12 protein-coding genes and 1 tRNA gene are annotated in these 12,493 nt (G+C 73.8%); 3 read left to right on the top strand and 10 right to left on the bottom strand.

The window, feature by feature from the left end; all coding sequences use genetic code 11:
* Positions 1-3: 3 nt before the first annotated feature.
* From ASG49_RS03700 to ASG49_RS03660, 9 genes are all read right to left on the bottom strand, one after another.
* The gene (locus tag ASG49_RS03700) at positions 4-1,425 is read right to left on the bottom strand and encodes a sugar porter family MFS transporter (protein WP_056537224.1); all 1,422 of its coding nucleotides are present in this window, start codon (positions 1,423-1,425) and stop codon (positions 4-6) included.
* A 108-nt stretch (positions 1,426-1,533) separates the two neighbouring features.
* Complete coding sequence (locus ASG49_RS03695; RefSeq protein WP_156384164.1) at positions 1,534-2,319, bottom strand: glycoside hydrolase family 16 protein; 786 nt, start codon at positions 2,317-2,319, stop codon at positions 1,534-1,536.
* Between the two features lie 379 nt (positions 2,320-2,698).
* Positions 2,699-2,771: transfer RNA gene (locus ASG49_RS03690), tRNA-Ala, on the bottom strand.
* Positions 2,772-2,837: 66 nt separating this feature from the next.
* A complete protein-coding gene (locus tag ASG49_RS03685; RefSeq protein WP_156384163.1) occupies positions 2,838-3,728 on the bottom strand; it encodes a hypothetical protein in 891 nt (296 codons plus the stop codon).
* A gap of 61 nt (positions 3,729-3,789) precedes the next feature.
* Positions 3,790-4,407 (bottom strand): GNAT family N-acetyltransferase, encoded by a 618-nt coding sequence (locus ASG49_RS03680; protein WP_056537215.1) that lies wholly within the window; start codon positions 4,405-4,407, stop codon positions 3,790-3,792.
* Between the two features lie 14 nt (positions 4,408-4,421).
* On the bottom strand, positions 4,422-4,913 hold the full coding sequence (locus ASG49_RS03675) for a molybdenum cofactor biosynthesis protein B (protein ID WP_235561892.1): 492 nt from the start codon (positions 4,911-4,913) through the stop codon (positions 4,422-4,424).
* Positions 4,906-5,334, bottom strand: a complete 429-nt coding sequence (gene moaC, locus ASG49_RS03670) for a cyclic pyranopterin monophosphate synthase MoaC (RefSeq protein ID WP_056539717.1) — start codon at positions 5,332-5,334, stop codon at positions 4,906-4,908. Before moaC ends, ASG49_RS03675 begins: the two co-directional genes overlap by 8 nt.
* Before the next feature lie 65 nt (positions 5,335-5,399).
* Positions 5,400-6,653 carry a gephyrin-like molybdotransferase Glp gene (glp, locus tag ASG49_RS03665; protein ID WP_056537212.1) on the bottom strand — a complete coding sequence of 418 codons (1,254 nt, stop codon included), beginning with the start codon at positions 6,651-6,653 and terminating at the stop codon, positions 5,400-5,402.
* A 31-nt stretch (positions 6,654-6,684) separates the two neighbouring features.
* The gene (locus ASG49_RS03660) at positions 6,685-8,070 is read right to left on the bottom strand and encodes a UTP--glucose-1-phosphate uridylyltransferase (protein WP_056537209.1); all 1,386 of its coding nucleotides are present in this window, start codon (positions 8,068-8,070) and stop codon (positions 6,685-6,687) included.
* Positions 8,071-8,093: 23 nt separating this feature from the next.
* Here ASG49_RS03660 and ASG49_RS03655 point away from each other — a divergent pair, with 23 nt between their 5' ends.
* On the top strand, positions 8,094-8,684 hold the full coding sequence (locus ASG49_RS03655; RefSeq protein ID WP_056537205.1) for a 5-formyltetrahydrofolate cyclo-ligase: 591 nt from the start codon (positions 8,094-8,096) through the stop codon (positions 8,682-8,684).
* Here ASG49_RS03655 and ASG49_RS03650 read toward each other — a convergent pair.
* Positions 8,667-11,264 (bottom strand): penicillin acylase family protein, encoded by a 2,598-nt coding sequence (locus ASG49_RS03650; RefSeq protein ID WP_235561891.1) that lies wholly within the window; start codon positions 11,262-11,264, stop codon positions 8,667-8,669. The genes ASG49_RS03655 and ASG49_RS03650 overlap by 18 nt on opposite strands.
* Positions 11,265-11,347: 83 nt before the next feature.
* Between ASG49_RS03650 and ASG49_RS03645 the strand changes: the two genes are divergently transcribed.
* A complete protein-coding gene (locus ASG49_RS03645) occupies positions 11,348-11,683 on the top strand; it encodes an FmdB family zinc ribbon protein (RefSeq protein WP_056537202.1) in 336 nt (111 codons plus the stop codon).
* 82 nt (positions 11,684-11,765) lie between these two features.
* Positions 11,766-12,446, top strand: coding sequence for an SAF domain-containing protein (locus ASG49_RS03640; protein ID WP_056537199.1), 681 nt, complete (start codon positions 11,766-11,768; stop codon positions 12,444-12,446).
* Positions 12,447-12,493: the final 47 nt, after the last annotated feature.

Genomic DNA, 12,493 nt, shown 5'->3' with positions numbered 1-12,493 from the left:
CCCTCAGGCCGTACGACGCTCCGCGAAGTCGGCCGGCGTGAAGCGACCCTCGGCCAGGTGGGACTCGATGTCCTCCAGGCTGTGGCCGGTCAGCTCGGGCATCAACCGCCACACGAACACCCACGCCGCCACGTTGAACAGCCCGTAGAGCCAGAACACCTGGCCCACCCCGAGCAGCTCGATCATCGTCAGCAGCGTCAGCGTGATCAGCAGGTTGGTGCCCCAGAGGGTGGCCGACTGCACGGCCGTCCCGGCCCCACGGACGGCGAGCGGGTAGATCTCGGAGCCGGTGAGCCAGCCCATCAGCTGCAGGCCACCGGCGTTGAACAGCATGAAGACGATCAGACAGGTGACGATGAACGGGATGTTGTCCTTCCCGGCATTGCCGGTGACGAAGAACGCGCCCAGCACGAACAGGCTCAGTGCCGCCCCGGGCACCATGACCAGGGTCAGCCGCCGGCGACCGACGCGGTCGACGATCATGAGGCCGACCACCTGCGCCAGCAGGTAGGTCACGCCCAGCGCGACGCTGACCCGCAGCGCGGCGGTGGTGCTGAACCCGTTGTCGGTCAGGATCGTCGGGGCGTAGTAGATGATCATCTCGATCCCGGACAGCTGGGTCAGCGCTGCGATACCGCAGCCGACCAGCAGGGCGGGCCGCACCCAGGGTCGCTTCAGCCCGCTCCACCCGCGGTCGCGCGCCTTCGTCTCGGCCTTGCGCTCCTCGAGCTCGACGATCTCCTCGAGCTCGCGGTCGATCGGGTAGCCGTCGGGCCGGACCCGGCGCAGCACCGTCTCGGCCTCCTCGCGGCGGCCCTGCTTAACGAGCCAGCGGGGGCTCTCGGGCAGGCGCAGCTGGAGCAGCAGCATGAGCAGGGCGGGTACGGCGGCCGCGCCGATCGACACCCGCCAGTCGACGAGCTCGGTGGCACCGACGAGGGTGGAGATGACGATGCCGACACCGATCGCCAGCTGGAAGCACAGCACCAGGCGGCCGCGCAGCCGCGCCGGCGCCATCTCGGCGACGTACATCGGGACGGTCTGGGTGGCCCCACCGACCGCGACGCCCAGGAGCACCCGCGCCAGCGCCAGCAGCACCGGGCTGGGCGAGATCGCACAGAGCAGGCTCCCGGCGACGAAGAGGACGCAGATCAGCAGGATGGTGCGGTGGCGACCCCAGCGCTCGGACAGGAAGCTGCCCCCGAGCGCACCGATCACCGCGCCCGCCAGGATGCCGGCGGCGATGAACTGCTCGAGGCCGTTGCCGAGCGAGAACTCCTCGGAGATCTGCAGCAGCGCGCCGGAGATGATGCCGGTGTCGTAGCCGTAGAGCAGCCCGCTCACGGCCGAGACGACGGCCACCACCAGCATCAGCCCGTTGAGCGCACCCTCCTGCGCCTCGCTGCGGTCCTCGGTCTGGGTCATGACGCCCCCTGGGCTCGACGCCGACGGCCCGAGCGGACCGGCGTGGTGGCGCCGTACCCGTCCGTGGCGCACGACACACCCGGAGCCGGGAGGACGGAACGGTCGGGGTCAGTCGCCCCGGCGGATCTTGACCCAGTCGACCAGCATGTCGAGCCGGTTGGTGTCGGGCGTCGGCTCGGGGCCGCCCCACGAGGTGCCGACGGCCATGTTGAGGATGAGGTACTGGTCGGTCTTGGTGAACACCGACCAGTCGGCGCCGTTGCCGAGCGCGTTGAACTCGGTGGCGGTGATCTTGCCCTGCGGCTCGCCGTCGATCCACAGCGAGATCCCCGTGGCGTCCCACGAGATCTTCCAGGTGTGCATCCGGCCGTCGGTGGAGGGGACGTGCGGGGGCTTCATGAAGGTGCCCTGGTCGTTGTGCACCCAGTCGTGCACGGTCATGTAGGACCCGGGTCCGCCGTCGCCGCCGCCGGGGAAGAGCTCCATGATGTCGATCTCGGCCCGGGCCGGACCGGCCTCGCCGTAGGCCGAGTTGTGCAGCCAGATCGCGGGCCAGGCCCCCTGCGCGGTGGGCAGCGCCGCCCGCACCTCGACGGTGCCGCTGGAGAGCTTGAAGCTCTTGCGCGTGCTCACCATGCCGCCGCGCCACGAGCCGTCCTCGTTGCGCTTGGCCGAGACCACCAGACGGTCGTCGTCGTCGACCGTCACGAGGTCCTCGTCGGAGGTGAAGGTCTCGATCCCGTAGCCGTCGCTGGACTCACGCGTCCACTGCGACGCCAGCTGGGCGGCCGCGAAGTCGTCGCTGAAGGTGCGCGGGGGCTCCTGGCTCGACGTGACGTCGCGGTAGACCACGGTCACCACCACGAGCACGACCACCAGGACGGCGGTCACCACCACCAGGAGGCGAGGGAGCCACGGACGCCGTCGGCGGTCGACGTCGGGAGCCGGCGAGGGCTCTCGTTCCAGCAGTGCTGGCACGTCCTGTCCACCCCCGTCTGGCAAGAACCATGTGGTCGAGTGGCGCCGAGCGGCGCTCACGACCCGTGCGGGCAGTCTACGGTCGCCGCCAAGACCCGTCCGTCCCGTGGGCGGGGGCCGTGACACAGGTCACCGGTGGGGTGCATGAGGTCGCGGGCGGCGGGTACAGCGGCCCCAACGACCGCCCCGGGCAGACCTCACGCAGCGTCTGCACGGGGCGGTCCTTGCGTCGGGCGGTGTCCGCAGCGCCCGGGAAGCACCGAAGCCGCAGGCCAGTGGCCTGCGGCTTCTCGGGTGGAGCTGAGGGGATTCGAACCCCTGACCTTCTCATTGCGAACGAGACGCGCTACCAACTGCGCCACAGCCCCGGAGCGCCCGTCTGCACGAGCGCGAGGGAAAAGTTACCACCGGGACCGGCGTGGTCCCGAATCGGGTCAGGCGCCGGCGACCTTGCGGTCGGTCGCCTCCGAGGCCGCACGGTCGGCGTCCTCGTCGGCCTGCCGGGCGATCGCGGTGTCGGCGTCGTCGTGGCCCGAGCTGGTCATCCCGGTCAGCTCGATGGTGCGCACGGTGCGGCGGGCGGTGGCCTTGCCCACGTAGGTCGGGAGGGTGAGGGGAAGCGGGTCCCACAGCGAGCCCTCGTCGGCCAGCGCGGCCTCGAGCTCGGCCCGCTGCTCGCGCCCGGTGCCGGGGTCGGTCAGCAGCTCGAGGGCCTCGTAGGACATCGGGGCGGGTGCCGGCGAGGGGGTCTCGACGGGCTCGACCGACGAGCGGGGCGCGACCGACGAGCGGGGCGCGACCGACGACGTGGGGGCGGGGGTCTCGACGCGGGCCGGGGTCTCGACGGGCTCGACCGAGGGGGCCGACGAGTCCGCAGGGCGGGTGCGGCGCGCCTGGGCCCGGCGCACCGACATCCGGGCGACGACCAGGAAGGCCACGATCGCCACCGCCGGGACGGCGACGGACCACCACGGCGCGACCGCGAAGCCGGCCAGCGCCACGACCGCGAGCAGCACGGTGACCAGGCCACCGAGCACCCGACGCCGGTTGCGCGCGGCGCGAGCGGTGGGGCTGAGCTCCGGAGCGGCGCGACGCGTGACGGTGTCGGTGCGCTCGACCTCGATCGCGGTCTCGACCTCCTCGACGGCGTCGGGGGCCGCCTCGTCGACGGGGCGGCGACGACGGGTCAGCACGCGGACCTTCTCGGAGTGGCCCTCCTCGAGCCGCTCCCCCGCCACCTCGTCGTGGTGGGCGAGGGCCTTGGGGATGAGGTAGACGGCCCAGGCGAGGGCGAGCACCACGAAGATCACAGCTGACAGGTCCACAACCCGAACCCTACGAGCGGGCGGTCACCGCGCACCGGACCCGTGGCGGTGTGTCGTCAGTTCACTCCTGTGACTGGTGTGGATCCCGGGTGCCGGGGCCCTCGCGGAGGCCCCGCTCGAGCCGGACGAGCAGCCCCTCGGGCACGTCCTCCTGGGTCAGCGCGAACAGCCGGTGGTCGCGCCACTCCCCGTCGATGTGCAGGTAGCGCCGGGCGTGGCCGACCTCGACGAAGCCCAGCTTCTCCACCACCCGCAGCGAGGAGTGGTTCTCGGGCCGGATGGCCACCTCGATGCGGTGCAGCCCGACCGGGCCGAAGCAGTGGTCGACGGCCAGGGCCACGGCCCGGGTGACGATGCCGCGGCCGGCGTACGCCTCGTCGACCCAGTAGCCGACCGAGGCGAACTGCGCGGAGCCCCGGAGCACGTTGCTCACGGTGAGCTGGCCGACGAAGCGGCCGTCGAGCTCGATCACGAACGGCAGCTGCCGTCCGGCGCGCGCCTCGCGGCGCATGGTGCGCACCATCGCGGCGAACGAGCGCGGCTGGGCCTGCGAGTGCGAGGGGGCGGTGGCGTCCCAGGGTCCGAGCCACGCGGCGTTGGCCTGGCGGACCCGCCGCCAGGTGTGCCGGTCGGCCTGGGTGATGGGTCGCAGCCGGACGCCGCCGGACTCCAGCACCACGGGCCACCCGGCGCTCAGTGGTCGCTCCCGACGATCTGCTCCACGGCGTGCCGCAGCAGGGGCACGACGACCGCGAGGCCGTCCTTGACCCCGCCGCGCGACCCCGGGAGGTTGACGACCAACGCCTGGCCGGCGACCCCGGCGAGGCCGCGCGAGAGCGCCGCGGTCGGGACGCCCTTGGCCGTGCCGTGGGCGCGGATCGCCTCGGCGATGCCCGGGACCTCGCGGCTCAGCAGCGGGCGGGTGACCTCGGGGGTCAGGTCGGTCGGGGTGAGGCCGGTGCCGCCGGTGGTCAGCACGGCACGGGCGCCGGCGTCGAGGGCGGCGCGGATCGCCTCTCCGACGGGCTCGCCGTCGCGCACGACGACGGGGTCGCCGACCGTCCAGCCGTCGGCCCGGAGCGCCTCGACGATCAGCGGACCGGTGGTGTCGTCGTACACCCCGGCCGCGGCGCGGTTGGAGGCGACGACGACGGCGGCGGGCAGCGGGGTCGGGGCCTCAGCCACGGCGCCACGTCCCGCTCTTGCCGCCGAGCTTCTCCTCGACGCGGACCTCGGTGATGACCGCGCCCTTGTCGACGGCCTTGACCATGTCGACCACCGTGAGGGCGGCGACCGAGACGGCCGTGAGCGCCTCCATCTCCACCCCGGTGCGGTCGGTGGTGCGCACGGTGGCCCGGATCGCCACGGCGTCGTCCTCCACCTCGAGGTCGACGGTGACGCCGGAGATCGCGAGGGGGTGGCACAGCGGCACGAGGTCGGCGGTGCGCTTGGCCGCCATGATGCCGGCCACCCGGGCCACGCCGAGCGCGTCGCCCTTGGGCACGCCCTCTCCGCGCAAGAGCGCGACGACGTCGGCGGAGACCAGCACGCGGCCGGTCGCGGTGGCGCTGCGGGAGGTGACGTCCTTGTCCCCCACGTCGACCATCCGGGCGGCGCCGCGCTCGTCGACGTGGGTCAGGCGCGGACCGTCGGTCCCCTCGTGCCGGTCGCTCACGAGCCCGCCACCCGGTCGAGCAGCAGCACGGGGACGACGTCGCCCTGCGAGACGGCCGTGACGTCGGCGTCGAGCACGACCAGCGCGTCGGCCTGGGCCAGCCCCGCGATCAGGTGGGAGCCGGGGCCGCCCACCGGGGTCAGCAGCAGCCGGCCCCCGGAGTGCTCGACCCGCGCCCGCAGCAGCTGGGTCTTGCCGCGCATCGAGCGCACCGCCTCGGTGATCACCCCGGCGCGCAGCACCGGCTCGACCCGGGCGTGCCCGGTCATCCGGCGCATCGCCGGCACGACGAACGACTCGAAGGAGACGTACGCCGAGACCGGGTTGCCGGGCAGCGTGAAGATCGGGGTCCGGTCCTCCCCCACCACCCCGAAGCCCTGGGGCTTGCCCGGCTGCATCGCGACCTCGAGGAACTCCACGGTGCCGAGCTCGCGCAGCACCTCCTTGACCACGTCGTGGGTGCCCTTGGAGACACCGCCGCTCGTGACGACGAGGTCGGCGCGCAGCAGCTGGTCGGCCAGGGCGTCGGCGAACTGGTCGGGGTCGTCGGTGGTGGCGGTGGCCCGGTAGGCGATGCCACCGTGGGCGCGGACGGCCGCCGCCAGGAGATAGCTGTTGGAGTCGTAGATCTGGGCGCCCTGGAGCGCCCTCCCGGGCTCGACCAGCTCGAGCCCCGTGGACATCACCACCACGCGGGGGCGGGGCGCGGTGGCGACCCGGCCGCGGCCCAGCGCGGCGAGCAGCCCGACCTGACGGGTGCCGACGACCTCGCCGCGTCGCATCAACAGGTCGCCCCGCGCGACCTCCTCGCCGGAGCGGCGTACGTGCTGGCCCTCCTCGGGCGCCTGGGAGACGACGACCTGGCGCCCCTCCTCGGTGGTCCACTCGAACGGCACCACCGCGGTCGCCCCGGTCGGCACGGGCGCGCCGGTCATGATGCGTACGGCGGTGCCCGGGGTCAGGGTGTGGATCGTGGTCTGCCCGGCCGCGATCTCCCCCACCACCGGCAGGTGGACGGGTCGCTCGGCGGTGGCCTCCGCGACGTCGCGGAACGCCACGGCGTAGCCGTCCATCGAGGAGTTGTCGAAGACCGGCAGCGGGACGTCGGCGTGGACGTCCTCGGCGACGGGCAGACCGAGGGCGTCGAGCAGCGGCCGCTCGGCGGCCTCGAGCGGGGTGACGACCTCCAGCACCCGGCGGAGGTAGTCCTCGGGCGGGATCGGGCGGGTCTCACGGGACGGCGAGGACATGGGACGAACCTAGACGGCCGGGTGCAGCGTCCTACTCGGCGGGCGCGTCGCCGAGGACGCTGCCGGCCTCGACGCGGCCGTGGTCGCCGTCGAGCTCGGCCCGGCCGCGCACCACGACCTTCTCGCCGAAGCTCCAGTCGCCCGAGACGACCAGCGACTCGGCCTGGCGCATCGAGGGCACGCCGGAGGCGAAGCGCTGGTCGAAGTCGGCGACCAGCTTGTAGTGCTCGTCGTCGAGGTCGACGAACGGGATGCTCTCCACCTGCTGGTCGAGCACGAAGTCGCTGCCGATGTCGTAGGCGTCCGAGCGCAGCACCAGCAGGTCGTTGGTCGTCTTGACCGGCACGAACCGGTCGCGGCCGACCTCGATCAGCCGGGAGTCCTCGAAGACCTCGATCGCGGCGCCCATGGCGGTCTCGACCTGGATCACCTCGGGGCTGCGCTTGTCGGCGGGGTCGACGTTCTTCTCGTTGCGGATCAGCGGGAGACCGAGGATGCCGTCACGCCGCGCCATCTCCTCTCGCATCCGGGCGAGGTCGAACCACAGGTTGTTGGTGGAGCAGAACTGGTGGCGCGAGAGGTCCTGCAGCGCCTCCTGGTCGGCCTTCGGGGTCTGCGCGGTCTCGCGGAGCACGATGCGGCCGTCGGCCTTGCGGCGGGCGAAGTGGCCCCCCTTGCGGTCCGAGGGCGTACGCCGCACCGCCTCGATCGCGAACGGGGCCCCGGACTGGGCGAACCAGCCGGCCACCCGCGCGTCGGCGACGGCGCCGAGGTTGTCGGAGTTGGACACGAAGGCGTAGCGGTAGCCGGCGTCGATGAGCCGGTCGAGCAGGCCCGTGCCGACCAGCGCGGTGTAGAGGTCGCCGTGGCCGGGCGGACACCACTCCAGCGCCGGGTCCTTGGTCCACGTCACCGGGGTGAGGTCGTCCTTGCGGAGCTTGGGCTCCTTGTTCTGCAGGAACTCCAGCGGCAGCCCGTCGACCTCGAGGTCGGCGTAGCGCGCGAGCGCGGCCAGGGTGTCCTCGGAGGTGCGGAAGCTGTTCATGAAGATCAGCGGCAGCGTGGTGCCGTACTCGCGGCGCAGGTGGAGCACCTGACGGGCGATCACGTCGAGGAAGGACAGCCCGCGGCGCACGCACAGCAGCGACTTGGCGCGCGCCATGCCCATCGAGGTGCCGAGCCCGCCGTTGAGCTTGATCACCACGGTGGCGCCCACCGCCTCGGCGGCGACGTCGTCCGGGACCTCGACGTCGGCGAGCGACTCGATGTCGACCGGCTCGATCGAGTCCTCGGCGATCATGCCGGTCTCGCCGTGCTCGATCTGGCGGTAGTAGTGCGAGAAGACCTCGATCGCGACCTGGTCGACGCCCTCGGCGGCCATCTTCTCGCGGGCCTGCTTGAGTCCCTTCGACTTCATGCCTCCGATCGTAGGCTCCATCCGTGCCCGACCTCACACGGACCGCCAAGCTCGCCCTGCGCGACCAGCTCCTGGCCGCCCGCCGCCGCATCCCCGTGCTGGAGCTCGGGGAGGGCGCCCGGGCCACGGCCGCGCACCTGCTCGCCACCGAGGAGGTGCGTCGGGCCGCGACCGTGGCGGCCTACGTCTCGGTCTCGCACGAGCCCGGCACCGGTCCCCTCCTCGAGGCGCTGGCCCAGGCCGGCACCCGGGTGCTGCTGCCGGTCGTGCTGCCCGGCATGGACCTCGACTGGGCGGCGTACGCCGGGCCGGAGGAGCTGCGACCGTCCCGCGGGCTGCTCGAGCCGACCGGTGCCCGGCTGGGCGTCGACGCGGTGGCCGGCGCCGACGTGGTGCTGGTGCCCGGGCTGGCCGTCGGGGCCGACGGGACCCGGCTCGGCCGGGGGGCGGGGTGCTACGACCGGGCCCTGCAGCGCGTCCCGCGGGGCACCTTCACCTGCGCGGTGCTGCACCGCGGCGAGCTGCTCGACGAGGTGCCGGCGGAGGCACACGACCGCGCCGTCCACGCGGCGGTCACGCCCGACGGCGTGGTGCGGCTAGCCGCGGGGGCGTAGCACCAGGCGGTCCTCGGCCGCCCGCTCGACGGCGTCGCGGGAGAACGGCCAGGCCAGCGAGCGGCCGGCCAGCCAGGTGTCGAGCTGGTCGGTGTAGTGCGGCGACGCCGGGTGGCCCGAGGCCCCGCCCAGCAGCACCCACCGGGAGTCGTCGAGGTCGGCCAGGTCGACGACCATCCGCATCGAGGGCGCCGTCGTCACGTCGTACCCCTCGGGCGCGGCCCACGCCGTCGCGTTGACGCTGGCGCCGCCCCCGCCGACCGGCTCGGGCCCGCGGTCGAGCAGCGCCCGCGCCACCGACGACCCCCGGCCCAGGGTCTGGTGCTCCAGCTCGATCCGGTGCAGCCGGCCCCAGCTCCACTGCCGCGGGCTGACCGAGAGCCGTCGGGTGAGCTCGTCGCGGGCCTGCTCCAGCGCCTCGGCCAGGATCTCGTCGCGGTCCTCGATCACGCCGGTGGTGGTGCTGTCGTCCCACCACTGCGAGTCGGGCTGGCGCAGCAGGTTGGTCACCACGGCGACCCACCGCTGGTCGCCGTCGGGCCACTGCGACTCGGGCAGCTCGTCGTGGAAGGTCAGTCGCAGCAGCGTGCGCCAGACCGTGTCGAAGTACGCCGCCGCTGCCGAGTCGGGCGTCTGGGTGAAGTCCCAGTCGAGCAGCAGCCGCTGGCCGTCGGCGTAGTACTCCGAGGTCATCAGCGGCCGCATCAGGTAGGGCACCAGGACCGGCCCCATCGGGTTGCGGGTGTCGGTCTGGATGCCCTGCATCGCCCGCACGTCGAGCTGGGCGCCCGCGTCGATCCGGGCCTCGAGGAGCCGGCGGATCCGCTGGCTGCGGTAGCCGTGGTCCCAGTCGGTGGTGAGCAGGAAGGGGTACTCGGGCCCGGTGACGGCCTGGTTGGCCGAGACCACGAAGCCCTCGGCGGGGTTGAGGCGGCTGGGCAGCTGCTCGAAGGGCACCAGCCGACCGGTCCAGTCGTTGCGCGGGTCCCACCCGGCGGCCGGGTAGCGACCGTCGCGGCCCGACCGGCGGACGGGCACGTCGCCCGGCGCCTGGTAGCCGATGTTGCCCTCGCGGTCGGCGTACACGAGGTTCTGGCTGGGGACGGCGAAGTCGCGGGCCGCCTCGCGGAAGTCGTCCCAGTCGCGCGCGCGGCCCAGCGCGAAGACCGCGTCGGCCGTGGGTCGCGGGGTCAGCGCCGTCCACGCCAGCGCGACGCCGTAGCCGTTGCCGCGCTCGGGGGCGTCGGGGCCGACCTCGGCGTTGGCGCCCACGCTGGACAGCTCGCGGGAGACGTCGGAGAGCAGCGGTCCGTGGCGGGTGGACCGCACCGTGATCAGGCGGGTCCCCTCACCCTCGACCCGGATCTCCTCGTCGCGCTCGACGAGCGGCAGCTGCTGGCCGTCGTACTCGTAGGTCTTGCCCTCGACCTTCTCCAGGAACAGGTCGGTCACGTCGGGGTCGAGGTTGGTCATCCCCCAGGCGATGTCGCGGTTGTGGCCGACGATCACCCCCGGGAAGCCGGCGAAGGTGAACCCCGAGACGTCGAAGGGGCAGTCCTCGCCGAGCGAGCGGCAGTGCAGTCCGGTCTGGTACCAGACCGCGGGCTGGGAGACGCCCAGGTGCGGGTCGTTGGCCAGCAGCGGCTCGCCCGAGACGGTGTGCTCTCCCGACACCGCCCAGGCGTTGGAGCCCAGGCCGTCGCCGGTGCCGAGCAGCGCCGGCACGGAGGCCAGGTGGTCGCGGACCGCCTCCAGGGCGTCGGCGCGTCGGCGGCGCTGCTCCTCCCCCGGTGACCGGGTGGCCCAGGCCGGGGTCGCGCGCGGCGCCGCCGCCGCGGCGGTCACGTCGGGCAGCACGGGCTCGTGACGGCCGTAGGGGTAGCGCGGGTAGAGCTCGTCGACCTGCTCGGGCGACCGGTCGACCGCGAGCCGGGTGCGGGCCACCTCGTCGGCCATGTTGCCGCGCAGGTCCCACGCCATCGCCTTGAGCCAGGCCAGGGAGTCGACCGGCGTCCACGGCTCGGGCTTGTAGTCCAGCCCGCCGAGGGCCAGCAGGGTGTACTCCACCGACATCGACGTCGTCGAGCGCCCGCGGAGCCAGGCGTTGACGCCGTCGCTGTAGGACTCCAGGTAGCCGCGGGTGGCCGGGTCGATCAGGTCGAGCTCGCGCTCGGCCACGCGGCGCCAGCCCAGCGTGCGCACGGTCAGGTCGGACTCCACCGCCGCGGGACCGACCAGCTCGGAGAGCCGACCCGCGGTGACGTGGCGGCGTACGTCCATGTCGTAGAAGCGGTCCTGGGCCTGGACGTAGCCCTGGGCGTAGAAGAGGTCGGTGGCGTCGTCGGCGTAGATCTGCGGGACCCCACGGGCGTCGCGCAGCACCTCGACCTCGGCGCCGAGCCCGGGCACGTCCACGGTGCCCTGGGTCTGCGGCAGCGGCCGCCGGACCATCGCCACCGCGCCCACCGTGACCACCACCAGGAGCAGCGCGAGCGCCGCCACGGCGTACGTCGTCGCACGGGCCCACCCCGGCCAGCCGCGGAAGGTGTCGAGGCGGCCGAGCAGGCGGGACGACGTCACGGCAGGCATTGTGCCGTAGCATTCGGCGGCGACGACGAGCGCCGCTCCCCCGTCCGTGTGACTTCCCCGGAGGACCCCCACCCGTGCCCACCTACCAGTACTCCTGCACCGAGTGCGGCCACTTCTTCGAGGCCGTGCAGAGCTTCTCCGACGACTCGCTGACCGTCTGCCCGGTCTGCGAGGGCCGGCTCCGCAAGGTCTTCAACGCGGTCGGCGTGGTCTTCAAGGGCTCCGGCTTCTACCGCAACGACAGCCGCGCCACCAACGGCGGCTCCGGCTCCTCCGGCAGCTCGTCGGGCTCCTCCGGTGACGGCGGCTCGACCTCGACGCCCACGGAGTCGACGCCGGCGAAGAAGGAGTCGTCCCCCGCGCCCTCGAAGAGCGACGGCTCCTCCTCGAGCCAGACGAAGTCCGCCTGACCCAAGCCACCCCGACGGTCCCCGCGCCGGGGCCTGTGGACGACGTACGACGCTCGGCGGCGTCCGCGCCTAGCGTCCGGGCATGGCCCCGGCGTCCTCCTCCCGACCTGCCCGCTCCCCGTGGTCCGCACCGCGCACCCTCGCGCGCCGGGTGCGGCGCCGGGTGCTGCTGCACCGCCGCGGCCTCTCGGCGCTGTGCGCGGGGCTGGCCGTGCTGGTCGCCCTGGGGGCCGCCTCGCCGCAGGCCCCACCCACGGTGCGGGCGTGGACGGCCGCCACCGACCTCGCCGGCGGGAGCGTGCTGCGGCCGGGCTCGGTCGTGGCCCGCGAGGTCCCGCCCGGCACGCTGCCCGACGACGCGGTCACCGACCCCCGGCAGGTCGTGGGCCGCGTCCTCGCCGCCCCGGTCACCCGAGGGGAGACGCTCACCCGGCTCCGGGTGGTGCAGGGCCGACTGCTGCGGGGCTACCCCGGCCGCACCGCCGTGCCGCTGCGGGTGGCCGACGCTACGGCGGTGTCGCTACTCCGCGTCGGCGACCGGGTGAGCTTCGTGCTCGCCGACCCCGCCGGACGGGCGGCTCCGGAGGTCCTGGTCGAGGACGTGCCCGTGGTGGCGCTGCCGGCCGCGGCCGACCGGTCCGCCGGCCTCTCCGACGGCGCGCCGCCCGGCCGTCTGGTGGTCGTGGCCGTGCCCGACCTGGCCGCGACGCGGGTGGCCGCGCGCGCCGCGACCGCAGTTCTCATCCCCGTCTGGAGGGACTAGGTTGAGCCGGGCCGGGTCGGGCCCCGACCCGGGTCACGTCCCCTCTC

Source organism: Marmoricola sp. Leaf446, from assembly GCF_001424755.1.
GTDB lineage: Bacteria > Actinomycetota > Actinomycetes > Propionibacteriales > Nocardioidaceae > Marmoricola.
The sequence above is the reverse complement of the archived record's forward strand: the minus strand, read 5'-3'. Positions and strand labels throughout refer to the sequence as shown.

Excerpts from the sequence above, each read along its gene's own strand:
- moaC (WP_056539717.1), bottom strand. The coding sequence starts at position 5,334 with ATGGTCGACGTGGGGGACAAGGACGTCACCTCCCGCAGCGCCACCGCG.
- ASG49_RS03660 (WP_056537209.1), bottom strand. The coding sequence starts at position 8,070 with ATGAAGTCGAAGGGACTCAAGCAGGCCCGCGAGAAGATGGCCGCCGAG.
- glp (WP_056537212.1), bottom strand. The coding sequence starts at position 6,653 with ATGTCCTCGCCGTCCCGTGAGACCCGCCCGATCCCGCCCGAGGACTAC.
- ASG49_RS03700 (WP_056537224.1), bottom strand. The coding sequence starts at position 1,425 with ATGACCCAGACCGAGGACCGCAGCGAGGCGCAGGAGGGTGCGCTCAAC.
- ASG49_RS03640 (WP_056537199.1), top strand. The coding sequence starts at position 11,766 with ATGGCCCCGGCGTCCTCCTCCCGACCTGCCCGCTCCCCGTGGTCCGCA.